We start from the raw sequence: 23,021 nt of genomic DNA, 5'->3' as shown, positions 1-23,021 counted from the left end.
CGGCCCCGGGGGGATTTTCCATCCCCCCGGCCCCCCTGGAGGATATTTGCCGCGCAAAGAAGGCGGGTTTCGGAAAGGTTAAGACTGGGGCCCGAAGGCGCTGTCGGGCACGGCGGGAAGCAGGGCGATCAGGGCGGCGATATGGCGCCGCGCGGCGGCCTCGGCGGCCACCGGATCGCCCGCCGAGACGGCGCGGACCAGCGCCGCCCTTGTCCCGCCCTCCGGCGGACGCGAAAGCCGCAGCTGGGCGCGGATCAGATGGACCTGCAGCAGCGGCAGCAGGCGCTCGATCTCGGCATTGCCGGCAAGCTGGGTCAGCGCCCGGTAATAGCGGGCGCGGGCCCGGGGGCGTTCGGTCGCATCGGCGGCGTCGTATTCCCCGGCGGCCTCGACCAGCGGCGCGGCCGGGGCGCCCGCCGCCACCGCTTCGGCCGCCTGCCGGGCGGCGAGGCCGAGAAGCTGCTCGGTCACCCGCAGCACATCGAGGGCGGCGCGGCGGGTCAGCAGGCGGATCTGCGCCCCGCGATGCGGCGTCTGCGCCACGATCCCGGCGGCGGCAAGCCGCCCCAGCCCCTCGCGCACCGTGGAGCGGCCTAGGCTGTATCGCGCCATCAGATCCGGCTCGACCAGCCGCTGCCCCGGCACGAAGCGCCCCTCGGCCAGGCCCTGCAGCACGTCGCGGACCAGCGCCTCCGGCCCCGAGGGTTCGCTCATCGCCTCACCATGGACCAGGCGACCTCGGCCAGCGGGCCCGCGACCTTGCCCATCTCGGCCGCCTGCGGATCATTCGCCGTGCCGTCCTGGGCGCGCTTGGCGATGCCCTGGACGATGGCGGCGATGCGGAACAGGCTGAGAATGACGTAAAAGTCGAAGTCCGCAGGCCTTTCGCGCCCGGTCTTCCGGCACCAGAGGTTGATATACTCGTCTTCCGTCGGGATGCCGGTGCCGGTCAGATCGACCCCGCCGAGGCCGCGGAAGATCCCCGGCGCGATGCGCCAGACCATGACGTTATAGGCGAAATCGGCGTAGGGGTCGCCCAGGGTGGAGAGTTCCCAATCCAGCACCCCCAGCACCCGCGGCTCGGTCGGGTGGAACATCAGATTGTCGAGGCGGAAGTCGCCATGGGCGATGCGCACCTCCTCGGGGCGGGTCGGCATGGTCTGCGGCAGCCAGTCGATCAACCGGTCCATGGCCTCGATCCGGTGGGTTTCGGAGGCGCGGTATTGCCTGGTCCAGCGCGAGACCTGGCGCTCCAGATAGCCGCCCTGCCGCCCGTAATCCCCAAGCCCCACGGCCAGCGGGTCGACCAGCGAGATCCTGGCGATGGCGTCGTTCATCGCCTCGAAGATCGCGGCGCGCTCGGTCGGCGTCATCCCGGGCAGGCGGGGGTCCCAGAGGGTGCGGCCCTCCAGATGCTCCATGACGAAGAACATGGAGCCCATGACGCTCTCGTCGTCGCAAAAGCCCAGCATGCGCGGCACCGGCACATCCGTCTCGCCCAGCGCCTTCATCACCGTGTATTCGCGGTCGACCTGATGCGCCGAGGGCAGCACCTTGCCGACCGGCTTCTGCCGGAGGACATAGCGCCCCGAGGCCGCCTCGACCCGCCAGGTCGGGTTCGACTGCCCGCCCTTCAGCCGGGTCAGGGTCAGCGGGCCGCGATAGCCCGCGACATGCGCCTGCATCCAGGCATCGAGTTCCGCTTCGGCCATGATCCCCTCCCGCGTTTGCCCGAGGATGGCGGCGATGCGGGCCATCGTCAAGCCGGATCGTCAGACGATCTTGCCAGACGCTGTGGGTTTCTCTAGGCTGCCGCCAGCACAGGAGGATCCCATGGTACCCGACAAGTCGCCCCGCGTCCTGGATTACGAGGCCCGGCTCAAGGCCTTCATGGACGAGCATATCTATCCCAACGAAGCCGAGTTCTTCCGCGAGGCCGAGGAGCTGGGCCCCTTCGCCATCTACCCGATGTTCGACCGGCTGAAGCCCAAGGCGCGCGAGGCGGGGCTGTGGAACCTGTTCCTGCCCGATAGCGACAAGGGCGCGGGCCTGTCGAATGTCGAATACGGCTATCTGTGCGAGATCATGGGCCGCAGCTTCCTCGCGCCCGAGGTGTTCAACTGCAACGCCCCCGATACCGGCAACATGGAGGTGATCGAGCGGTATGGCAGCGCCGAGCACAAGGAGCGCTGGCTGAAACCGCTGCTCAACGGTGAGATCCGGTCCTGTTTCGCCATGACCGAGCCCGCCGTCGCCTCGTCCGATGCCACCAACATCCAGGCCGAGATCCGGCGCGAGGGCGACAACTACGTCATCAACGCGCATAAATGGTACACGACCGGGGCCTCGAACCCCAAGACCAAGATCTGCATCTTCATGGGCAAGACCGATCCGGGCAATCCCGACCGCCACAAGCAGCAGTCGATGATCCTGGTGCCGATGGACACGCCCGGCATCACCGTGACCCGCTCGCTGCCGGTCTTCGGCTATTACGGCGTGCCGGACCGGGCCTCGGAAGTGCTGTTTCAGGATGTCCGCGTGCCGGCCTCGAACCTGCTCCTGGGCGAGGGCCGCGGCTTCGAGATCGCGCAGGGGCGGTTGGGGCCGGGGCGGATCCACCATTGCATGCGCACCATCGGCATGGCCGAGCGCCTGCTGGAGATCATGATCGACCGCACGCTGCAGCGCGTGGCCTTCGGCAAGCCGGTGGCCGAACAGGGCGTGACCCGCGAACGCATCGCAGAGGCGCGGCTGATGATCGACCAATGCCGGTTGCTGACGCTGCATGCGGCGCACAAGATGGACACGGTGGGCAACAAGGAGGCCCGCGCCGAGATCGCCATGATCAAGATCGCGGCGCCGACCATGGCCTGCCAGATCGCCGATTGGGCGATCCAGGCCTGCGGCGGCGGCGGCACAGGCAATGATTTCGGCACGGCGCTGGCCTATGCCGGGCTCAGGACCCTGCGGCTGGCCGACGGCCCGGACGAGGTGCACCGCGACCAGCTGGCGCGGATGGAGATCAAGAAGCGCCGCGGGCTGAACCACCCCGGCTGGGCGCCCCAGGTCACCAACCGCGGCCGCAACCCGGCGCTGGGCGGTTGAAGGCCCGGCAACGCGCGGCACATTATGCGGGGGGGCGACCCCCGGCATCGAGGGAGGGATGAGATGAGCGATTTCACCGGCAAGACCGCGATCATCACCGGCGCCGCCGGTGGCATCGGCCGCGCCACGGCCCTGCTGCTCGCCCGGCGCGGCGCGCGGCTGGTACTGGCCGATGTGCAGGAAGGGGTCGAGGAAACCGCCGCCCTGGCCCGGGCCGAAGGCACCGAGGCCAGCGCGCTGGTCACCGATTGCGCCACCGATGCCGGGGTCGAGGCGATCGTCGGCCATGCGGTCTCGGGCTTCGGCGGGATCGATGTGCTCTTCGCCAATGCCGGGGTGACGGGCGGGCTGCTGCCCCGGCTCGACACGCCGAGCGCCGATTTCATGGAGGTGCTGCGCATCAACCTGCTGGGCCCCTGGATCGCCATCCGCACTGCCTTGCCGCATATGCAGCGCGGCGGGGCCATCGTCTGCACCGCCTCGGTCGCGGGGCTCAGGGCCGGGGCCGGGCCGATCCCCTATTCGGCCTCCAAGGCCGGGGTGGCCAATCTGGTGCAGACCACCGCCATGGCCCTGAGCGGCACCGGGATCCGGGTGAACGGCGTGGCGCCCGGCCTCATCGACACGCCGATGACCGCCGCGCTCTTCGACGACGCCCGCGCCCGGGGCAAGGAAGACCGCATCGGCCAGCTGAACCCGCTGCGCCGCGGCGGCCGCGCCGAGGAGATCGCCGAGGCCGTGGCTTTCCTCGCCTCGGAGGCTGCGAGCTATGTGAACGGGCAGGTTCTGGCCGTGGACGGCGCGCTGTCCGCGCAACTGCCCTTCACGCCGAAATGGTCGCTGTAAGGGAAGAAGGGGGGCCGTCTGCCCCCCTCTTGGCCTGACGGCCTGGTCCGGCCCTACGCTTGCGCTCCGGGCGTTCGGGCCTGACGACGCGCCACCGGCGCCTCGTCCGGGCGGCCCTCACCCCCGAGGATATTTGGAGCGCAAAGAAGGCGGCTTAACGCCCTCTCAACCTTCATCTTTGTTCTCCAAATATCCTCGGGGGTTTCCAAAGGGGGCCCGAGGGCCCCCTTTGGCGGGGGGCGCGGGGGGCTGGCCCCCGCCACCTGTCGCCCGCCCTCGCGCTTGCTCCCCGGCCGCCCTGTGCTAGCTTGCCGCTCATGCAACAGCCCGCGCCCTCCGCTTCCCTGCTGGTGCGGGCCTTCGCCCGGCTGCTGGCCCGTCCGCTCTGGCCCGGGCTGGCGCTGGTCCTCGTCACCCTGCTCGCGCTCTGGCAGGCGACGCAGATCCGGGTGGCGGTCGACCTCTCGGGGCTGATCGGCACCGGCACGGAGGGCGCGCGCGCCATCGACCGCTACAGCGCGCGGTTCGGCCCCCTCACCGCCGAGGAGGTGCTTCTGGTCCGCGCCCCCGATCTGGCCAGTGAGGCGGGGCTTGCCGCGCTCGACGATCTGGTCCTCGACCTGCACTTCGTCGAGGGCGTGCAGCAGGTGATCTCGCTGCCCGGCCTGCCGGCCCCGGGGCGCGAGGGCGCCTGGCTTTCGGGGCCGGAACTGGCGGATCTGCCGCCCGCCGAGCGCCTCGCCACGATCCGGCGGGAGAGCCCGCTGGCCGCGCAGCTGGTCAACGAGGGCCTCACCGCCACGCTGATCGTCGTGGCGCCCGAGCGCGGTCAGGGCGGCGATGCCTTCGCCGCGCGTCTGGCGGAGGCCGCGGCCACCACCCCCGCCCTCGAGACCGAGATCGTCGGCCTCCTCGCCGTGCAGCGCGCCATTGCCCGCGAGCTGATCCATGACCTGGGCCTGCTGGTGCCGCTGGCGACGCTGATCTGCCTCGCCTTCACCGCGATCCTGTTCCGCTCGGCCCGGGCGGTGGCGGTGATCGCCCTGCCGCCGATCACCGGGCTGGTGTGGTTCTTCGGCGTGCTCGGCGCCAGCGGCACGCCCATCGACCCGTTGATGGGATCCCTGCCGGTGGTGCTGATCGTGCTGGCCTTCTCGGATTCCGTGCATGTCTATCATGCCGCGATCCACGCCCTGCGCCGCGGCATGGCGCGGCGCCCGGCGCTGGCCCGGGCCCTGGCCGAGACCGCGCCCGCGGCCGCCCTCACCTCCTTCACCACGATCCTTGCCTTCGCCTCGCTCGCCCTGCCCGATTCCCCCTCGCTGAACCGGATGGCCTGGGCGGGCGGGTTGGGCATGGCGCTGTGCCTCGCCTCGGTCCTGCTGATGACGCCGGTGCTGATGCGGCTTCTGGACCGGCCACGGGCCGGAACCCGGGCGCCGCGGCTTTTCCGCGGCCTTGTGCCCGGGGCGCGGGCGCTGGCGCGCCACGGGCGGCTGGTCGCGCTGCTGGCGGCGCTGGTGCTGGCCGGGCTCTGGGCGCTGCAGAGCCGCTCGGACCTGGGGTTCCGCTATGCCGATTACCTGCCGCGCGGCGCCCCGGTGACCGAGGCGCTGGCCATCATGGACGCCGAGGGGCTGGGCGCCGACCGCATGCTGGTGGTGGTCGAGGATGACCCGGCCGCGCCGCGGGACAGGATCCGCGCCGCCGCCCGCGTGCTCTATGGCAGCGACGCCTTCGCCCGGGGCGCGGCTGGCGAGGCGATGCTGGCGCGCATGGCCTCACGCGATGGCGGCGCCCATGCCCTGCCGGTACAGCTGCCCATTGCCGCCGCCGACGTGCGCGCCGATCAGGCGCTGGCCGCGCTGGAGGCCCGCCTTGCCGAGGCCGGTCTTGCCGGGGTGACGCAGATCGTCGGCCCGGGATACGCCCTGTTGACCGAGGGGCCGCGGATCGTCGAAAGCCTGCGCTGGGGTCTCTATTCGACGATCCTCGCCATCACCCTGCTGGTGGCGCTGGTCCACCGCTCGCTCAGGCTGGGGCTGCTGGCGCTGGTGGTGAACCTGATCCCGATCCTGGGCGTCGAGGCCTGGCTGGTGCTCTGGGGTCGCGAACTGACCATCATGAACATGATCGCCCTCACCGTGGCCTTCGGCATCGCCGTGGACGACACGCTGCATCTGCTGAACCGGTTGCGGCTGGCCCGGGGCAGCACCGCCCGCCGCGTCGACCGCGCGCTGGTCGAGGCCGGGCCGCCGATGGCCGCCACCACGACGATCCTCTTTGCCGGGCTGGCGGTGACGCTGGCCTCGGCCCTGCCCGGGCTCGCGGTTTTCGGCGGGCTGATCGCGCTGGCCGTGGCGCTGGCGCTGGCCGCCGATCTCTACCTGTTGCCCGGCCTTATCCGATGGAGCCTGCAATGATCCGCGCCGCCCTGATCGCCCTCAGCCTCGCCTCCCCCGCCATGGCGCAGACCTTCGCGCCCTTCGAGGGCGAATGGCAGGGCGAGGGCACGCTGGCCCTGCCGGGTGAACCCGCGCAACGCTTCCGCTGCCGTATCCGGCTGGAGGGCACGCGGCTTTCCGGCCATGTCTTTCAGGGCCGCTGCGCAACCCAGCAGGGCGGGCGCAGCTTCGCCTATCTGCTGCGCGAGGCCGACGGCGGGCTGATCCGGGGCGAAAACCGGGGCGATGACGACCTGCCGGAGGAAATCGAGGGCCGGATCCAGGGCGAAATCCTGCGCCTCGGCGACGGTGCCGAGGGGCTCTTCGAGATCCGGCGCGCGGGCGAGACCCTGCACTTCCGGCTCAGCGGCGAAGGGCGGCAGGGTCCGACGCGCGGCGAGGCAGTGTTGCAGTTGCGTGACTGAGGGAAGGGGGCCGCGCGGCGTTCCCTTTCCATTCCTCCCGACGCCCCGTAGAACCGTTGAACCAGCGGGACGACCCCGCGCCTGCGAGGCCGAATGAACATCATCACCACCACCGAAGCCCTTGCCGCACTCTGCGCCGAGGCTGCGGGCGAGCCCTACGTCACCCTCGATACCGAGTTCCTGCGCGAGCGGACCTATTACGCCAAGCTCTGCCTCGTGCAGATGGCGCTGCCCGGCAAGGGCCCCGAGCGTGCCTATGTCATCGACCCGCTGGCCGAGGGGCTGTCGCTCGATCCGCTGCTGGACCTGATGCGCAACACCGATGTGGTGAAGGTCTTCCACGCCGCGCGGCAGGATCTGGAGATCTTCTTCATCGACGGCGGGGTGATCCCCGAGCCGCTGTTTGACACCCAGATCGCCGCCATGGTCTGTGGCTTCGGCGAACAGGTCGGCTACGAGACGCTGGTCAAGAAGATCGCCAAGGCGCCGCTCGACAAGACCTCGCGCTTCACCGACTGGTCGCAGCGCCCGCTGAGCGAGGCGCAGCTGCGCTACGCGCTGGATGATGTGACCCACCTGCGCCAGATCTACGAACACCTGAAGAAAGACATCGAGAAAAGCGGCCGCGCCGCCTGGGTGGCCGAGGAGATGGGCGTGCTGACCTCGCCCGAGACCTATGTCACCCATCCCGAGGACGCCTGGCAGAAGATCCGCACCCGCGGGCAATCGGGCAAGTTCATGGCGCTGGTCAAGGAACTGGCGCGGTTCCGCGAGGATTACGCCCAGACCCGCAACGTGCCGCGCTCGCGGGTCTACAAGGACGACGCGCTGCTGGAACTGGCCTCGACCAAACCGGATTCGATCGAGGCGCTGGGCCGCTCGCGGCTTCTGCTGCGCGAGGCGCGGCGGGGCGAGATCGCCGACGGGATCCTCGAAGCGGTGCAACAGGCGCTCACGCTCGGGCCCAAGGACTGGCCGCGCGCCGCGACCGAGGACGAACCGCTGCAGGTCAACCCGGCGCTGGCGGATCTGCTCAGGGTGCTGCTCAAGGCCAAGGCCGATTCCGCAGGCGTGGCGCAGCGGCTGATCGCGCCGACCTCGGACCTGGACCAGATCGCCGCGGGCAAGCGGGATGTGGCCTGCCTCAAGGGCTGGCGGCACGAGATCTTCGGCGCGGATGCGCTGCGGCTCTGCAACGGCGAACTGGCGCTGGCGGCCAAGGGCCAGCAGGTCCGCGTCATCGAGATCTGAGGGGTTTCGCCCTCGTTACCCGCTGCCGCGGGCGCCTCGGGCGACCAGCGGCGCGGCGTTGCCGCGCCGAAGAAGGGGGGCAGTCTGCCCCCCTCTGCCCTGCGGGCATTCACCCCCCGAGGATATTTGAAGAACAAAGATGAAGATTAAGAGGGCGTTAAGCCGCCTTCTTTGCGCTTCAAATATCCTCGGGGGTTTCTCAAGGGGGTGGAAAACCCCCTTGAGCGGGGGGCGCGGGGGGCTGGCCCCCCGCCTTTTGCGTTCTCTGGGGGCTGCCCCCCGCTTCCACACGGCCCCTCAGTGGCTTTCCGGCACCAGGATCTCGCGCTTGCCGACATGGTTGGCGGTCGAGACCACGCCCTCCTGCTCCATCTGCTCCACCAGACGCGCGGCCTTGTTGTAGCCGATGCCCAGTTTGCGCTGGATGTAGGAGGTCGAGCATTTGCGGTCGCGCGCCACGATCGCCACTGCCTGGTCGTAAAGCGCGTCGTCGCCGCCCGATTCGCCGCCGCCGAGGCCCAGCACCGCGTCGATATCCGCCTCGCGCTCGCCTTCCGGCCCTTCCAGCACGCCCGAGACGTAATCCGCGGGGCCGTAGCTTTTCAGATGCATCACCACCTCTTCGACCTCGCTGTCCGAGACGAAGGGGCCGTGCACGCGGGTGATCTTGGAGCCGCCCGCCATGTAGAGCATGTCACCCGAGCCCAGGAGCTGCTCGGCGCCCTGCTCGCCCAGGATCGTCCGGCTGTCGATCTTCGAGGTGACCTGGAACGAGATCCGGGTCGGGAAGTTGGCCTTGATCGTGCCGGTGATGACATCGACCGAGGGGCGCTGCGTGGCCATGATCAGGTGGATCCCCGAGGCCCGGGCCATCTGCGCCAGGCGCTGGATGCAGGCTTCGATCTCTTTCCCCGCGACCATCATCAGGTCGGCCATCTCGTCGACGATCACCACGATGAAGGGCAAGAGTTCCGGGGCGAATTCCTCGGTCTCGAACACCGGATCGCCGGTCTCGTCGTCGAAGCCCGTCTGCACGGTGCGCTTGAACATCTCGCCCTTGGCCTGAGCCTCGCGCACGCGGCCGTTGTAGCCTTCGATGTTGCGCACGCCCATCTTCGACATCTTGCGGTAGCGTTCCTCCATCTCGCCCACCACCCATTTCAGCGCCACCACGGCCTTCTTGGGGTCGGTGACGACCGGGGACAGCAGATGCGGGATGCCGTCGTAGACGCTGAGTTCCAGCATCTTGGGGTCGATCATGATCAGCCGGCATTCGGCCGGTGTCAGCTTGTAGAGCAAGGACAGGATCATGGTGTTGATCGCCACCGACTTGCCCGAGCCGGTGGTCCCGGCGATCAGCAGGTGGGGCATCTTGGCGAGGTTGGCGACCACCGGATGGCCGGCGATATCCACACCCAGCGCCAGCGGCAGGCGCATCTGGCTGTCGCCGAAATCGCGGGTGGCGAGGATCTCGCGCAGGACCACGGTCTGGCGGTCGGCGTTGGGCAGTTCGACCCCGATCACCGTGCGCCCCGGCACGGTCGAGACGCGCGCGGACAGCGCCGACATCGAGCGGGCGATATCGTCCGACAGGCCGATCACCCGGCTGGCCTTGAGGCCCGGGGCCGGTTCCAGTTCGTAAAGCGTGACCACCGGCCCGGCGTGGGCGCTGACGATCTCGCCCCGGACGCCGTAATCGTCGAGCACGCTTTCCAGCATCCGGGCGTTCATGTCGAGCGCGCTCTGCGGCACCTGGGCGCGGTGGACGCTGCGGGGATCGGCCAGCAGCGACAGCGGCGGCAGTTCGAACCCGTCGGACGGCGGCTCGAACGGCAGGCGCGGCTGCGCCTCGGCCCGGGCCTGACGCGAGGGAGCCACGGGCGCGGCGCGGCGCCCGGCGGCGGCCGGAGCGGCGGGGCGCGGGTCGGCGAAGGCCGAGGCCCGGGGCGGCGGCGCGTCGAAGCGCGAGATGTCGTTGTCCTCGTCCTCGTCGTCGTCCTCGATCAGCGGTTCGGGATCGCGGCGCAGCGGCCCGCCCCGCGCGGGCGCGGCGCCCGGCAGCGGGGTCACCGGCAGCGTGGCGCCCGGGTAGACCGCGGGCGCGGGCTGGTAGCCGAAGGCGTGGCTGAACGAGAAACCCTGCGCCGGGGGTTCGACCGGGGCCACGGCGGGCGCGGCGGCGAGGGCCGGTTCGCGGCGCGCGGTCAGCGGCGGCTCGGCATGGGCCGGCTGCGGCTTGGCGCGGCTCGGGTATTCCTCGGGGTCGAAGCGCAGCACCGGCTTGGCGCGGCTGCGCGAGGTCATGAGTTCGGCGATCCGGGCACGCAGCCCCTCGGGGCTGGGCGCCCGGGTGTCGTAGTGCGGCGCCTGCGTCTCGATCAGCTCGGCATCGGGCATCGACCAGACATCGGGCTCGGGCTCGGGCCGGCGCGTCAGCGCGGCAACGCGGCCCAGCACACCCGGCTTCGCGGGCTCGGCCGCTTCCGGGGCGCGATAGGGCGCGGGCTGCGGCATGGGGGCACGGGCCTGGGCAGCCGCGTGGAGCGGGGCCGGGCGCGCGCTGCCGTGCGGGGCGGCCGCGTGATGGGACGCCATCTGCGGCGCGGGGGCGCGCTGCGGCGCCTCGGCCGCCGGGCGGTGCCAGGACTGGCCCTGTCGGGGCGCCTGCTGCGGCGCGTGATAGGGCGCTGCGGCGGGCGCGTCGTAGGGATCGGCCCAGGGGTCGGGCTCCCATTCCGGTTGCGGCGCCGGATGGCCGCGGCGAGCGCTGACCGGCGGTTCGACGGCATGGCCATAGGGCGCACGCGGGGCCTGAGCGGCGCGGGGATCGGCATGGAGCGGGCGGTAGCCGGGATGCGCGGCGGCGGGCTGATGATCCCAGCCCTGCTGGTCCCAGTCGCCCCCGGCCGGATCGGCCCAGGGCTGGTGCTGGGCCAGCGCATGGTCGGCGGCGGCACGGGCCTGCGCGCGGGTCTCGCGCCGGGTCTGCCAATGCTCGTGACCGCGCAGGGCCAACCCGCCCATGCCGCGCACGGAAAAGCCCATCAGCGACAGGGCGCCCATATAGGTCAGGATCAGCCCCGACATCAGGAAGCGGCCGATGCGGATCAGCTCGGGCACCGAGGAGCCGAGGACATAGAGATAGAGCGCCAGCGTCCCGGCGAAGGTCATCAGCGTCACCAGATTGGCGACGAACGTGGTCATCGGCAGCGCCGTCATCAGCGCCGCCAGCACGGTGTCGCCGAACATGCCGCCCATGCCGAAGCTCAGCACCCAGCCCGAGCCCGGCACCAGCGAGGCGAGCCAGACCGCCCCCAGCGCAAAGGCCACGGGGGCAAAGAACGACCGGCCCAGCACCAGATCCTCGCCCTGATGGATCACGAGCCGCGTGCCCCAGACGCAGAAGGCCAGCGCGATGCCCCAGGCACCCTTGCCGATGATCGTGTAAAGGGGCGCGGCGATGGCGGCGCCGATCCGGCCGAGCGCGTTGTGCACCGGCGCGTCGGTCGCGGCCATCCAGGTCGGATCCTCGGGGCTGTAGGAGCCGAGGATCAGCGCCAGGACCAGCCCCAGGCCGATCAGGCCCAGGCCCAGCAATTCCTTGCCGCGCTGGCTGAGCATCGCCTGCAGCCGGTGGTCGATCAGCGGGTCGCGTTGGTGCGGGGTGGGGAAGCTGGCCATCGGATCCTCACGCATAAAGGCAGTTGCGCAGCAGGGTCAGTCCGCGCCGGGTCTCATCCTCCGGGGCGACCAGCGCCACGCGGATATAGCCGGCGCCGGGGTTTTCGCCCCCGACCTCGCGCGAGAGGTAGGCGCCCGGCAGCACACGCACGCCGGTCTCCTGCCACAGTTTCACGGCCGCCTGTTCGCCATCGGCGACCGGCAACCACAGGAAGAACCCCGCTTCGGGGGGCATATAGGCATTGAGCCCGCCGAAGATCTCGTCGGCGATGCGGTATTTCTGCTGATAGAGCGCGCGGCTCTCGGCGACATGCGCCTCGTCATTCCAGACGGCGGCGGCGACGGCCTGCAGGGGATCGGGCAGCGGCGCGCCGGCATAGGCGCGCAGCTGGCGGATCGCCCTCATCGACTGCGGCCCCGCAGCGACGAAGCCCGAGCGCAGGCCGGGCAGGTTCGAACGTTTCGAGAGCGAATGGAACGACACGACCCGCTCGGGATCGGCGCCGATCCGCGCCGCGACCTCAAGGATGCCGGGCGGCGGCGTGTCGCGGTAGATCTCGGCGTAGCATTCATCGGCGAAGATGCGGAAATCGTGCTTTTCCGCCAGCGCCAGCAGCTCGGCCCAATAGTCCGCGCTGGCCACCGCGCCCTGCGGATTGGCGGGCGAGCAGAGATAGGCGATCGTCACCCGGTCGAGCAGCGCGGGCGGCAGCGCGGTGTAATCGGGCAGATGCCCGGTCGCGGCGGTGGCCGGGACATAGACGGGTTCTGCCGCGACGCTGAGCGCGGCGATGGCATAGACCTGATAGAACGGGTTCGGCGTCAGGATCACCGGCTTGGCGCCGTTCTTCGTCTCGGGCGACAGGGCAACGGCCGCGTTGAACAGCGCCTCGCGCGTGCCATTGGCAGTGATGAGGCGGTCGTTGGCGATGGTCACGCCATAGCGGCGTTTCAGCCAGGCCGAGATCGCGGTCAGCAGCGGCTCGGTCCCGTCATTGGCCGGATAGCGGTTGAAGCCCTGCAGATGGGCCGCCAGCACCTCGCCCACAAAGGCGGGCATGGCGTGCTTCGGCTCGCCGATGGTCATGGCGATGGGCTCGCCGCCCGCCGGAAGGGGGTCGAGAAGCGCGCGCAGACGCGGAAATGCGTAAGCCGGCAGGTTCGAGAACCGCTGGGGAAAATCCATGAATGCCTCTGCTCGACGGGATCGTATCGCCCCGTTTTGCCCGAAGGATAACCCGGCCGCGCGCGCAGGTCCAGAAAAAGGGTGGGGATTCCGGGCGCTTGTGGTTTTTGGGTTGCGCGGGGAAAGGTCGGGGGGCCAGCCCCCCGAGCCCCCCGCCCAAGGGGGGTACACCCCCCTTGGGAAACCCCGTGCGTATTTCACACAAGATGATGGGGCTGGCAGGGGCTCAGGGCGCTTGCAGGATGGTGATCCAGGTCTCGCCATAGCGGCGCTGGTCGAGAAGGGTGAAACCCTCGGGCGCGGGCTGGGGGGCGTTTTCCTCCCAGACCAGCGTCGCACCCGGGGCGAGCCAGCCACCCTCGCGCGCCGAGGCCAGCGCCTTTTCGCCCAGCCCCTTGCCATAGGGCGGGTCGAGGAACACCAGCCCGAAGCCCGGGCCCCGGTTGGGCCCGAGGTCGGTCGCGTCCCGCCGGTAGAGCCGCGTCGTGCCCATGGCGCGCATCTTCTCGATATTGGTGCGAATGAGCGCCCGGGCGGTCGCGCCGTCATCGACCAGCGTGACCTGCAGGGCGCCGCGCGACAGCGCCTCCAACCCCAGCGCGCCGGTGCCGGCAAAGAGGTCGAGGACCCGCTGGCCCTGCACCAGATCGCCCCATTTCCCCTGCCCCAGCATGTTGAAGAGCGCCTCGCGCACCCGGTCCGAGGTCGGGCGCAGATGGGCGACGGGATCGCCCGCGCCCACCTCGGCCAGCTGGAGCCCCCGCGCAGAGCCGCCGACGATCCGCATCAGAGGAGCGTCTTCAACTCGGTCGCGGGATCGGCCACGGCGGCGGGATCGGGGGATTTGCCCGCTTCCAGCAGCCGCTTGCCGACCATGTAGCCGCGCGGGTCGTTCATCGCATCGACCGCGAGGAAGGTCTCGCCCCGGTAATACCAATGGCTGCGCGCCGCCCCCGCCTCGCGCACCACCACCCGGTCATAGCCGGTGTTCAGCCCCGCGATTTGCAGTTTCAGGTCGTATTGATCCGACCAGAACCACGGCATCGGCACATAGGTCTTGCCCGCGCCCAGCATGTTGGCCGCCACCGCCTCGGCCTGGTCGATGGCGTTCTGCACGCTCTCCAGCCGGATCCGGGCGCCGCGATAGACGAAGCTGGCGCAATCGCCCGCCGCCCAGATCGACGGGTCCGAGGTGCGCCCCTCCTCATCGGTGCGGATGCCGTTCTCGATCACCAGACCCGCGGCCTCGGCCAGATCCTGGCCGGGGGTGATGCCGATGCCGACGATGGCGAAATCCACCGGGATATGGCTGCCATCGGCCAGATCGGCGCCGGTCACATGGCCCTCGCCGGTCAGGCGGACCAGCCCCAGCCCCTCGCGGATCTCCACCCCGTGGCGCTGGTGCAGGGCGCGCATGAAATCCGCCGTCTCGGGCGCGGCGACCCGGCCGAGGATGCGCGGCGCGGCCTCGATCAACGTGACCTTGAGGCCCTTCAGCGCCGCGACCGCCGCGGCCTCCAGCCCGATATAGCCGCCGCCGACCACCAGAAGCCGCCTGCCCGGCGCGAATTCATGCGCCATCGCGTCGATGTCGGACAGCCGCCGGACGCCATAGACGCCGCCGAGCGCCCCGCCGATGGCCGCGGGCAGCATCCGGGGATCCGAGCCCGTGGTCAGCGCCAGCTGCTCATAGGCGATGACCTCGTCCCCCACCGTCACCGTCTTCGCCGCCCGGTCGATGGCCGTGACCGGCGCGCCCAGCTTCAGGGTGATGTCGTGTTCGGCATAAAACGCCTCGGTCCTGAGGAACAGGCGTTCGATATCCATTTCGCCCAGCAGGTATTTCTTCGACAGCGGCGGGCGCTGGTAGGGCGGCACCGGCTCGTCCCCGATCAGCGTGATCTCGCCCGCGTAGCCCAGCCCCCTCAGCTTTGCCACCAGCGACGATCCCGCCTGCCCCGCCCCGATCACCACGATTCCCGCCATGCCTGTCTCCCTGCTTGCCTTCGCCTCACGCGCACTGGATGCTGCGCCCGGGGGAGATATATCCCAGCCATTCGCGCAAACCCAGTGAGGAGACGCCCTACATGACCATTTCCGTTGGCGACACGCTGCCCGAGGCCACGCTCAGCAAGATCGGCGCCGAAGGCCCCGAGGCGGTCTCGGTCAGCGACCTGACCAAAGGCCGCAAGGTCGTCATCTTCGCCGTGCCCGGCGCCTATACGCCGACCTGCCATTCCGCCCATGTGCCCTCCTTCATCCGCACCATGGACGCGCTGAAAGCGAAAGGCGTGGACGAGGTCGTCTGCCTCTCGGTCAACGACGCTTTCGTGATGAAAAGCTGGGGCGAGGATACCGGCGCGGCCAAGGCCGGGATCACCATGCTGTCCGACGGCATGGGCGAACTGACCGAGAAGCTGGGTCTTCTGTTCGACGCGCCGCCGGTGGGGCTGAAAGGCCGCTCCAAGCGCTATGCCATGATGGTCGAGGACGGCGTGGTGAAGGTCTATCACCCCGAGACCGGCAAGGGCTGCGAGATTTCCGGCGGCGAGGCGATGGTCGAGGCGCTGTGAGTCGCTTGGTCGGGGCGCTTCGGTGCCCCGGCCTTCTTCCGGGGCGGGCGTCGGCGGCGACTTCCTGAAAAATGCAGGCGTTTTTCCGGCCCCGGGGCCCGGGGCGTCGACGCGGCGGTAACTCTTTGGCGGCAGGCTTTTCGGGCCGATCCTGACCCGGAGTTGCCTTATGGTCCGCCTCTTTGCCCTGTCCCTGCTTGCCTTTCTCCCCGTTCCGGCCCTGGCCGAGGATGCGGCCCATGGCGCCCCCGCGCATGAGCTCTCCGCGCCGGTCGCCACACAGGAGGCCGCGCATGGCGCTGCCCCTGCCGTGGCCGAGGCGCATGCAGCCGAGCATGAAGTCCATGTGGTCGAGGATGCCGTGATCGACGCGCAGCGCGCGGCGCTGACCGCGGCCTTTCGCAGCCAGGGCTTCGGCCCGCAATCGCCCCGCGACATCGACATGCCGATCGGCGCCAATCTCAGGGTCTTCGGCCTCGCCCCCGATCCGATGCGGATGAACCTGTGCAACATCCACCTGCATGAAGGCGCCGAACACCGGGGCGGCGAATTCACCGCCTATGCCGGGAACGGCGACGGGGCGGGGAACGGGTCCGGCTACCTCTATACCGGCGACCTCAGCGCGGCGGAACTTGCCCCCTATGCCCATCCGGTCGGCGCCACCGACCACGGCGCGCTGGTGCCGGGCGACACGATCGAGGTTCATTTCGTCTATACCACGGCGCAGGTGCGTCCCGGGCCGACGCTGGGCGCCTGCCTCGATCCCGCCACCGGCAACCCGGAACTGCGGGTCGAGGCGGTGGTCATGGTGCTGGTCAACGACGACAGCGCCGCGAATTTCCTGGAACTGACGCAGGTGGCGACGCAGCGCGGCTATGCCCAGGCGCCGAACCTGCCGATGACCCTGGGGGAACCCGTGCTCTATACCGGCTCCACCACCGGGCCCGCCTATAACGAGACCGGCTCGCCCTATCAGGTGACCTGGAGCGTGCGACCACGGGTCCTCAGGGTGTCGATCCGGTCGCTGGACGCCTGGCTGGGGCACAATATCTTCGAGGAAGACCACGCCCATGGGGTCCGCAACCTGGTCATCGACCCCGAACAACTGTCGGCGATCCGCTATTGATCGGCGAAGCGCGGGGCCCGCGCCATCACGGAATTTGCAGGCGACCGCCACTTGCGTGTAATCCGGGGATCAGACGCGCGGGCCCCTGACCGCGCCCAGCCCAGGACACCACGCATGGCCAAGCCCAAAGCCTCCGACCCCAAAGCCTCCGACAAGGCGAGCATCGAATCGCTTTTCGTCACCCGCCTCTACCGCGCGCCGCTCTCGGCCTATCGGCCGACGGTCGATCACGATGAACTCGTGGCCTCATGCTATTCCATCGCCGAGGATGACGAGGCCGGCCAGGAATGGTGCGAGGCCGAGGGCTATCCCGGCTATACCTCCTACGCCTCGCTGACCGACCTGCCCTGGCGCTTCCCGATCTTCGCCGAGATGGTCAAGGCGCTGGACAAACACGTCGCCGCCTTCGCCGAGGATCTGGATTTCGATCTCGACGACCGCAAGCTGGTGCTGGAAGACATCTGGATCAACATCCTGCCCGAAGGCGGCATGCACAGCTCGCATCTGCATCCGCATTCGGTGATCTCGGGGACCACCTATGTGCAGATGCCCGAGGGCACCTCGGCGCTGAAACTGGAAGACCCGCGTTCGGCCCGGATGATGGCCGCGCCCCCGCGCAAGAAGACCGCCCGGCGCGACTTGCAGACCTTCGTCTATGTGAAGCCCGAGGTCGGCGACGTGCTGCTGTGGGAAAGCTGGCTGAGGCACGAGGTGCCGATGAACATGGCCGAGGACGAGCGGATCTCGGTCAGTTTCAACTATCGGTGGGAGTGAGGGGCGCTCGCACGGCGACACCCGTGAAATGCAAAACCCCCACCGAGTGATCGGCGGGGGTTTCGTTGTCTCTACACCGTAGGGTGCGTGCTCGCACGCACCTTACCAGTCTTCGCGAACGACGACGCGGGTCTTGATCGGCAGCTTCATCGCGGCAAGGCGCAGGGCCTCGCGGGCGACTTCGTCACCGACGCCGTCCAGTTCGAACATGATCCGGCCCGGCTTGACCTTGCAGGCCCAGCGGTCGACCGACCCTTTGCCTTTACCCATCCGCACTTCGGTCGGCTTAGCCGAGATCGGCACATCCGGGAAAATGCGGATCCAGACCCGGCCCTGACGCTTCATGTGACGCGTCATGGCCCGGCGGGCGGCTTCGATCTGGCGGGCTGTGATCCGCTCGGGCTCGGCCGCCTTCAGGCCGAACGAGCCGAAGTTCAGGTCCGAACCGCCCTTGGCTTCGCCATGGATGCGGCCCTTGTGCTGTTTGCGGAACTTGGTCCGTTTAGGTTGCAGCATGACTTACTCTCCTCAGGCGCGATCGCGGCGATCGTCGCGACGATCACGACGCGGCGCGCTGCTGGGGCCTTCCTGCAGCTCGGCCTGCCGGCGATCGCGCGCCTGCGGGTCGTGCTCCATGATGTCGCCCTTGTAGATCCAGACCTTGATGCCGATGATCCCGTAGGGGGTCATGGCCTCGGCCAGCGCATAATCGATGTCGGCGCGCAGCGTGTGCAGCGGCACGCGACCCTCGCGGTACCATTCGGTCCGGGCGATCTCGGCGCCGCCGAGGCGGCCGGCGATGTTCACGCGGATGCCGAGGGCACCGATGCGCATGGCGTTCTGCACCGAGCGCTTCATCGCGCGACGGAACGAGACGCGACGCTCGAGCTGCTGGGCGATCGATTCGGCCACCAGCTGGGCGTCCAGCTCGGGCTTGCGGACCTCGACGATGTTGAGGTGCAGTTCCGAATCCGTGAAGTTCGACAGTTTCTTGCGCAGACCTTCGATGTCCGCGCCTTTCTTGCCGATGATCACGCCCGGACGCGCGGTGTGGATCGTGACGCGGCACTTCTTGTGCGGACGCTCGATCACCACACGGCTGACGCCGGCAGCCTTGCACTCTTCCTTGATGAAATCGCGCATGCGCAGATCTTCAAGCAGCAGGTTGCCGTAGTTCTTGCCCTCGGCGTACCAGCGGCTGTCCCAGGTGCGGTTGACCTGCAGGCGCATCCCGATCGGGTTGACCTTCTGTCCCATTACGCTTGCTCCTCGCGCTCACGCACCTTGATGGTGATTTCCGAAAACGGCTTCATGATCTTGCCGAAACGGCCGCGAGCCCGCGGACGACCGCGTTTCATGACCAGGTTCTTGCCCACCCAGGCCTCGGCGACGATCAGGTTGTCGACGTCCAGACCATGGTTGTTCTCGGCGTTGGCGATGGCCGACTGGAGGCACTTCTTCACGTCGACGGCGATACGCTTCTTCGAGAAGGTGAGGTCGGCCAGAGCCTTCTCGACCTTCTTGCCGCGGATCAGGCCGGCGACGAGGTTCAGTTTCTGGGGCGAGGTGCGCAGCATGGTGAGCTTCGCCATCGCCTCGTTGTCCGCCACGCGGCGGGGGTTCTTTTCCGCACCCATGGCTTACTTCCTCTTCGCTTTCTTGTCGGCCGCATGCCCGTAATAGGTACGGGTCGGCGAGTATTCACCGAATTTCTGGCCGATCATTTCCTCGGTCACGTTGACCGGGACATGCTTCTTGCCGTTGTAGACGCCGAAGGTCAGGCCCACGAATTGCGGCAGGATGGTCGAGCGGCGCGACCAGATCTTGATCACGTCGTTACGCCCCGACTCGCGCGCCTTTTCCGCTTTCTTCAGCAGATAGGCATCGACGAAGGGACCCTTCCAGAGAGAACGTGCCATGTGTTAGCGGCCCTTCTTCTTGGCGTGGCGCGAACGGATGATGTATTTGTCCGTCGCCTTGTTCGAGCGGGTACGGGTACCCTTGGTGTCCTTACCCCACGGGGTGACCGGCGTGCGGCCGCCCGAGGTCCGGCCCTCACCACCGCCGTGCGGGTGGTCGATCGGGTTCATCGCAACACCGCGAACGGTCGGCTTGATGCCCATGTGACGACGACGCCCGGCCTTGCCGAGGTTCTGGTTCGAGTGGTCGGCGTTCGACACGGCACCGATGGTGGCCATGCATTCCTGACGCACCATGCGCAGTTCGCCCGACGAGAGGCGCAGCTGGGCATAGCCACCGTCACGGCCGACGAACTGGGCATAGGTGCCCGCGGCGCGCGCGATCTGGCCGCCCTTGCCGGGCTTCAGTTCGACGTTGTGGACGATGGTACCGAGCGGCATGCCCGAGAAGGGCATCGCGTTACCGGGCTTCACGTCGGTCTTGGCGCCCGAGATGACGCTGTCGCCGACCGCCAGACGCTGCGGGGCCAGGATATAGGCCACTTCGCCATCGGCGTAGCGGATCAGCGCGATGAACGCGGTGCGGTTGGGGTCATATTCGATGCGCTCGACCGTCGCGGCGACGTCGAACTTGCGACGCTTGAAGTCCACGATGCGGTAGAGACGCTTGGCGCCGCCGCCCTTGTGGAATGCCGTGATCCGTCCGGTGTTGTTCCGGCCGCCCGATTTCGTCAGGCCCTCGGTGAGGGACTTGACGGGACGTCCTTTCCAAAGCTCCGAACGGTCGATCAGAACCAGCCCACGCTGGCCAGGCGTCGTCGGTTTATACGACTTGAGTGCCATGCTTTCTGTCTTCCGTTGCTTTGCGGCGGGTTGCCCCGCCTGTCTGTGTGAAGCCCCCCGAAGGTGGCCGTAGCAAAGGGGCCGCGGGCGACCCCGATTCCATAAATCGGCAGCCCCGGACGAATCCGGGGCTGGGCGATGCGCGGGGGTTACGCGATTTCCGACCCCGCGTCCATAGCCCGCAGTGCTTTTTTGCAAGGGCCGGGGCGGGAAACGCGAGGGCCCGGGCCCCGCCTCAGCCGCGCAGGATCTTCGCCATCGGCCGGCCTTTGGCCAGCTCGTCCACCAGCTTGTCCAGCATGCGGATCTCACGCATCGTGCCGGGTGCCAGCTCCTGGATCTTCACGCCGCAGATGGTCCCGGTGATCGCCGCGCGCGCCGGGTTCATCGCGGGCGCCTCGGCGAAGAAGGTCTCGAAATCGGTGCCTTGCTCCAGCACGGCCTCGACGCCCGCCTGGTCATGCCCGGTCAGCCAGCGGATCACCGCGTCCAGCTCCTCGCGGCTGCGGCCCTTCCGCTCGACCTTGGCGACATAGTGGCGATAGACGCTCGCCACGCTGGTCTTGTAGATGCGGTGAGTGTCCATCGGCGCCCTCCGCCCCACAGAATGCCGAAGCCTGCGCCTCAGGGCAAGGCAAAGGCCCCCGCGCATCGCACGGGGGCCCTTCGTTCCGTAGGGTGGGCAATCTGCCCACCTTGGCCGGTCACAGGCCGGTCGTCACGTCGATGGCGTTGCCTTCCTCGAGGGTGACATACGCTTTCTTGACGTCCTTGCGGGTGCCGAGGATGCCCCGGAACCGCTTGACCTTGCCCTTGGTCACGGTGGTGTTCACCGCCTTGACCTTGACGCCGAACAGGGCCTCGACGGCTTCCTTGATCTGCGGCTTGGTCGAGTCGATCGCCACTTCGAAAACGACCGCGTTGGCTTCCGAGGCCATGGTCGCTTTCTCGGTGATGATCGGCTTGCGGATCACGTCGTAGTGTTCGGGTTTCGCGCTCATGCGAGTCGAGCCTCCAGAGCTTCGACACCCGCTTTGGTGATGACCAGGGTCTCACGCTTGAGGATGTCGTAGACGTTGGCGCCCATCGAGGGCAGGATGTCCACGCCGTCGAGGTTGCGGGCGGCGGCGGCGAAGTTCTCGTTGACCGAGGCGCCGTCGATGATCAGGACCTTTTTCCAGCCCAGGTCGTTCACCGCCTTGGCCAGCATCGCGGTCTTGGCTTCGGCCAGATCGGCCGCATCCAGGATCACCAGCTTGCCGGCAGCCGCCTTGGCCGAAAGCGCGTGCTTCAGGCCGAGGGCGCGGACCTTCTTGGGCAGGTCGAAGGCGTGCGACCGCGGGGTCGGGCCCTTGTAGACACCACCCTTGCGGAAGATCGGGGCCTTCTTGGAACCGTGGCGGGCGCCGCCGGTGCCTTTCTGGCGATAGATCTTCTTGGTCGAGTAGGACACGTCCGACTTGCCCAGCGTCGCGTGGGTGCCGGCCTGCGCCTTGGCGCGCTGCCAGCGGACCACACGGTGCAGCAGGTCCGCACGCGGCTCGAGCCCGAAGATCGCGTCGTTCAGATCGACTTCCCCGGCTTTGCCGGCGTCGAGCTTGATCACGTCGAGTTTCATTCGTCAGCTCCTTCAGCGGCAGGCGCAGCCTCGGCCGAAGCGGTCGCCGCGGCGGCTTTCAGGCCGGCCGGACGGGGCGCGTCAGCGTGGGCGGCTTTCTTCACCGCGTCCTTGATGGTGACCCAGCCGCCTTTCGACCCGGGAACCGCGCCCTTGACCATGATCAGGCCACGGTCGGCGTCGGTGCGGACGATCTGCAGGTTCTGGGTGGTCACGCGGACCGCGCCCAGGTGACCGGCCATCTTCTTGCCCTTGAACACCTTGCCGGGGTCCTGGCACTGGCCCGTCGAACCGTGCGACCGGTGCGAGATCGAGACCCCGTGCGAGGCGCGCAGACCGCCGAAGTTGTGGCGCTTCATGACGCCCGCGAAGCCTTTACCGATCGAGGTACCGGCGATGTCGACGAACTGACCGGCAACATAATGCTCGGCCGAGATCTCGGCGCCGACGTCGATCAGGTTCTCGGGCGAGACGCGGAACTCGGCGACCTTGCGCTTGGGCGCCACATTCGCTTTCGCGAAATGGCCGCGCATGGGCGACGAGACGCGCTTGGCCTTGGCCGTGCCGGCACCCAGCTGGACCGCGGTGTAACCGTCGGTGTCAGCCGTGCGCTGCGCGACAACCTGCAGGGCGTCGAGTTGAAGGACGGTCACGGGAACCTGTTTCCCGTCCTCCAGGAACAGCCGGGTCATGCCCAGCTTCTTTGCGATGACTCCAGAGCGCATCGTGTCGGCTCCTTAAACCTTGATTTCGACGTCGACGCCGGCAGCGAGGTCGAGCTTCATCAGCGCGTCCACGGTCTGCGGGGTCGGATCGACGATGTCGAGAAGACGCTTGTGCGTGCGGATTTCCCACTGGTCGCGCGACTTCTTGTCGATGTGCGGACCACGCAGAACCGTGAACTTCTCGATCTTGTTGGGCAGCGGGATCGGCCCGCGGACCTGGGCGCCCGTGCGCTTGGCCGTATTGACGATTTCCGCGGTCGAAGCGTCGAGCACGCGGTAATCGAAGGCCTTGAGCCGGATGCGGATGGTTTGACCTTGCATCGTTTTTCCCTCGGGGTTGGAGGCGGGGCCGGGAGGCCCCACCCCACCGCGTTGCTTACTTCAGGATCTTGGAGACGACGCCGGCGCCGACGGTGCGGCCGCCTTCACGGATGGCGAAGCGGAGCTTCTCTTCCATGGCGATCGGCGCGATCAGCGAGACTTCGAACTTCAGGTTGTCGCCCGG

Annotated in this window: 25 protein-coding genes; 8 read left to right on the top strand and 17 right to left on the bottom strand. The window is 68.8% G+C overall.

The annotated features are described in order from the left end of the window. Positions 1-78: 78 nt before the first annotated feature. Both DDE23_RS00125 and DDE23_RS00120 read right to left on the bottom strand, forming a co-directional pair. The gene (locus DDE23_RS00125) at positions 79-714 is read right to left on the bottom strand and encodes a GntR family transcriptional regulator (RefSeq protein ID WP_107754518.1); all 636 of its coding nucleotides are present in this window, start codon (positions 712-714) and stop codon (positions 79-81) included. Continuing rightward, on the bottom strand, positions 711-1,712 hold the full coding sequence (locus DDE23_RS00120) for a phosphotransferase (RefSeq protein WP_107754602.1): 1,002 nt from the start codon (positions 1,710-1,712) through the stop codon (positions 711-713). The genes DDE23_RS00125 and DDE23_RS00120 overlap by 4 nt, the downstream gene beginning before the upstream one ends. Positions 1,713-1,833: 121 nt before the next feature. On the opposite strand from DDE23_RS00120, the gene DDE23_RS00115 reads away from it, so the two are divergent. From DDE23_RS00115 to rnd, 5 genes are all read left to right on the top strand, one after another. Continuing rightward, positions 1,834-3,105, top strand: coding sequence for an acyl-CoA dehydrogenase family protein (locus DDE23_RS00115; RefSeq protein ID WP_107754517.1), 1,272 nt, complete (start codon positions 1,834-1,836; stop codon positions 3,103-3,105). A gap of 63 nt (positions 3,106-3,168) precedes the next feature. Continuing rightward, positions 3,169-3,951: an SDR family NAD(P)-dependent oxidoreductase gene (locus DDE23_RS00110; RefSeq protein ID WP_107754516.1), complete on the top strand. Its 783-nt coding sequence runs from the start codon at positions 3,169-3,171 to the stop codon at positions 3,949-3,951. A 317-nt stretch (positions 3,952-4,268) separates the two neighbouring features. After that, the gene (locus tag DDE23_RS00105) at positions 4,269-6,374 is read left to right on the top strand and encodes an efflux RND transporter permease subunit (protein ID WP_107754515.1); all 2,106 of its coding nucleotides are present in this window, start codon (positions 4,269-4,271) and stop codon (positions 6,372-6,374) included. Further along, on the top strand, positions 6,371-6,820 hold the full coding sequence (locus DDE23_RS00100; RefSeq protein WP_107754514.1) for a hypothetical protein: 450 nt from the start codon (positions 6,371-6,373) through the stop codon (positions 6,818-6,820). Before DDE23_RS00105 ends, DDE23_RS00100 begins: the two co-directional genes overlap by 4 nt. Positions 6,821-6,913: 93 nt before the next feature. After that, entirely contained in the window at positions 6,914-8,071 is a 1,158-nt protein-coding gene (gene rnd / locus DDE23_RS00095; protein WP_107754513.1) for a ribonuclease D, read from the top strand. A 297-nt stretch (positions 8,072-8,368) separates the two neighbouring features. On the opposite strand, the gene DDE23_RS00090 is transcribed toward rnd, so the two are convergent. The 4 genes from DDE23_RS00090 to DDE23_RS00075 all read right to left on the bottom strand — a co-directional run bounded on the left by DDE23_RS00090 (position 8,369) and on the right by DDE23_RS00075 (position 14,924). Next, complete coding sequence (locus DDE23_RS00090; protein WP_107754512.1) at positions 8,369-11,752, bottom strand: DNA translocase FtsK; 3,384 nt, start codon at positions 11,750-11,752, stop codon at positions 8,369-8,371. A gap of 7 nt (positions 11,753-11,759) precedes the next feature. After that, positions 11,760-12,938 carry an aminotransferase class I/II-fold pyridoxal phosphate-dependent enzyme gene (locus tag DDE23_RS00085; RefSeq protein ID WP_107754511.1) on the bottom strand — a complete coding sequence of 393 codons (1,179 nt, stop codon included), beginning with the start codon at positions 12,936-12,938 and terminating at the stop codon, positions 11,760-11,762. A gap of 226 nt (positions 12,939-13,164) precedes the next feature. Next, entirely contained in the window at positions 13,165-13,725 is a 561-nt protein-coding gene (rsmD, locus tag DDE23_RS00080) for a 16S rRNA (guanine(966)-N(2))-methyltransferase RsmD (RefSeq protein WP_107754510.1), read from the bottom strand. Beyond that, positions 13,725-14,924, bottom strand: a complete 1,200-nt coding sequence (locus DDE23_RS00075; protein ID WP_107754509.1) for an NAD(P)/FAD-dependent oxidoreductase — start codon at positions 14,922-14,924, stop codon at positions 13,725-13,727. The genes rsmD and DDE23_RS00075 overlap by 1 nt, the downstream gene beginning before the upstream one ends. Positions 14,925-15,025: 101 nt before the next feature. On the opposite strand from DDE23_RS00075, the gene DDE23_RS00070 reads away from it, so the two are divergent. The 3 genes from DDE23_RS00070 (at position 15,026) to DDE23_RS00060 (ending at position 17,411) form a co-directional block, all read left to right on the top strand. Further along, entirely contained in the window at positions 15,026-15,511 is a 486-nt protein-coding gene (locus DDE23_RS00070; RefSeq protein ID WP_107754508.1) for a peroxiredoxin, read from the top strand. A 169-nt stretch (positions 15,512-15,680) separates the two neighbouring features. Continuing rightward, on the top strand, positions 15,681-16,637 hold the full coding sequence (locus DDE23_RS00065) for a delta-class carbonic anhydrase (protein ID WP_157957938.1): 957 nt from the start codon (positions 15,681-15,683) through the stop codon (positions 16,635-16,637). Positions 16,638-16,751: 114 nt separating this feature from the next. Then, a complete protein-coding gene (locus DDE23_RS00060) occupies positions 16,752-17,411 on the top strand; it encodes a 2OG-Fe(II) oxygenase family protein (protein ID WP_107754507.1) in 660 nt (219 codons plus the stop codon). A gap of 102 nt (positions 17,412-17,513) precedes the next feature. Here the strand turns inward: DDE23_RS00060 and rplP are convergent, their stop codons facing one another. The 11 genes from rplP to DDE23_RS00005 all read right to left on the bottom strand — a co-directional run. Continuing rightward, a complete protein-coding gene (rplP, locus tag DDE23_RS00055) occupies positions 17,514-17,927 on the bottom strand; it encodes a 50S ribosomal protein L16 (RefSeq protein WP_107754506.1) in 414 nt (137 codons plus the stop codon). 12 nt (positions 17,928-17,939) lie between these two features. Further along, positions 17,940-18,668 (bottom strand): 30S ribosomal protein S3, encoded by a 729-nt coding sequence (gene rpsC, locus DDE23_RS00050; RefSeq protein WP_107754505.1) that lies wholly within the window; start codon positions 18,666-18,668, stop codon positions 17,940-17,942. Further along, positions 18,668-19,048 (bottom strand): 50S ribosomal protein L22, encoded by a 381-nt coding sequence (gene rplV, locus DDE23_RS00045; protein ID WP_107754504.1) that lies wholly within the window; start codon positions 19,046-19,048, stop codon positions 18,668-18,670. Before rplV ends, rpsC begins: the two co-directional genes overlap by 1 nt. Positions 19,049-19,051: 3 nt before the next feature. After that, complete coding sequence (gene rpsS, locus DDE23_RS00040; RefSeq protein ID WP_107754503.1) at positions 19,052-19,330, bottom strand: 30S ribosomal protein S19; 279 nt, start codon at positions 19,328-19,330, stop codon at positions 19,052-19,054. A 3-nt stretch (positions 19,331-19,333) separates the two neighbouring features. After that, positions 19,334-20,173 (bottom strand): 50S ribosomal protein L2, encoded by an 840-nt coding sequence (rplB, locus tag DDE23_RS00035; RefSeq protein ID WP_107754502.1) that lies wholly within the window; start codon positions 20,171-20,173, stop codon positions 19,334-19,336. Between the two features lie 235 nt (positions 20,174-20,408). After that, positions 20,409-20,759 carry a DUF2200 domain-containing protein gene (locus DDE23_RS00030; RefSeq protein WP_107754501.1) on the bottom strand — a complete coding sequence of 117 codons (351 nt, stop codon included), beginning with the start codon at positions 20,757-20,759 and terminating at the stop codon, positions 20,409-20,411. A gap of 118 nt (positions 20,760-20,877) precedes the next feature. Then, the gene (locus DDE23_RS00025) at positions 20,878-21,174 is read right to left on the bottom strand and encodes a 50S ribosomal protein L23 (protein ID WP_107754500.1); all 297 of its coding nucleotides are present in this window, start codon (positions 21,172-21,174) and stop codon (positions 20,878-20,880) included. After that, complete coding sequence (gene rplD, locus DDE23_RS00020; RefSeq protein ID WP_107754499.1) at positions 21,171-21,791, bottom strand: 50S ribosomal protein L4; 621 nt, start codon at positions 21,789-21,791, stop codon at positions 21,171-21,173. Before rplD ends, DDE23_RS00025 begins: the two co-directional genes overlap by 4 nt. After that, complete coding sequence (gene rplC, locus DDE23_RS00015) at positions 21,788-22,516, bottom strand: 50S ribosomal protein L3 (protein ID WP_107754498.1); 729 nt, start codon at positions 22,514-22,516, stop codon at positions 21,788-21,790. Before rplC ends, rplD begins: the two co-directional genes overlap by 4 nt. A gap of 12 nt (positions 22,517-22,528) precedes the next feature. After that, positions 22,529-22,837, bottom strand: coding sequence for a 30S ribosomal protein S10 (rpsJ, locus tag DDE23_RS00010; RefSeq protein WP_068305476.1), 309 nt, complete (start codon positions 22,835-22,837; stop codon positions 22,529-22,531). Between the two features lie 55 nt (positions 22,838-22,892). Continuing rightward, on the bottom strand, positions 22,893-23,021 hold a 129-nt coding region (locus DDE23_RS00005), incomplete at its 5' end, for an EF-Tu C-terminal domain-related protein (RefSeq protein ID WP_475271471.1).

Source organism: Pararhodobacter aggregans (assembly GCF_003075525.1).
GTDB lineage: Bacteria > Pseudomonadota > Alphaproteobacteria > Rhodobacterales > Rhodobacteraceae > Pararhodobacter > Pararhodobacter aggregans.
This window is presented reverse-complemented; position numbering and strand designations above follow the sequence as displayed.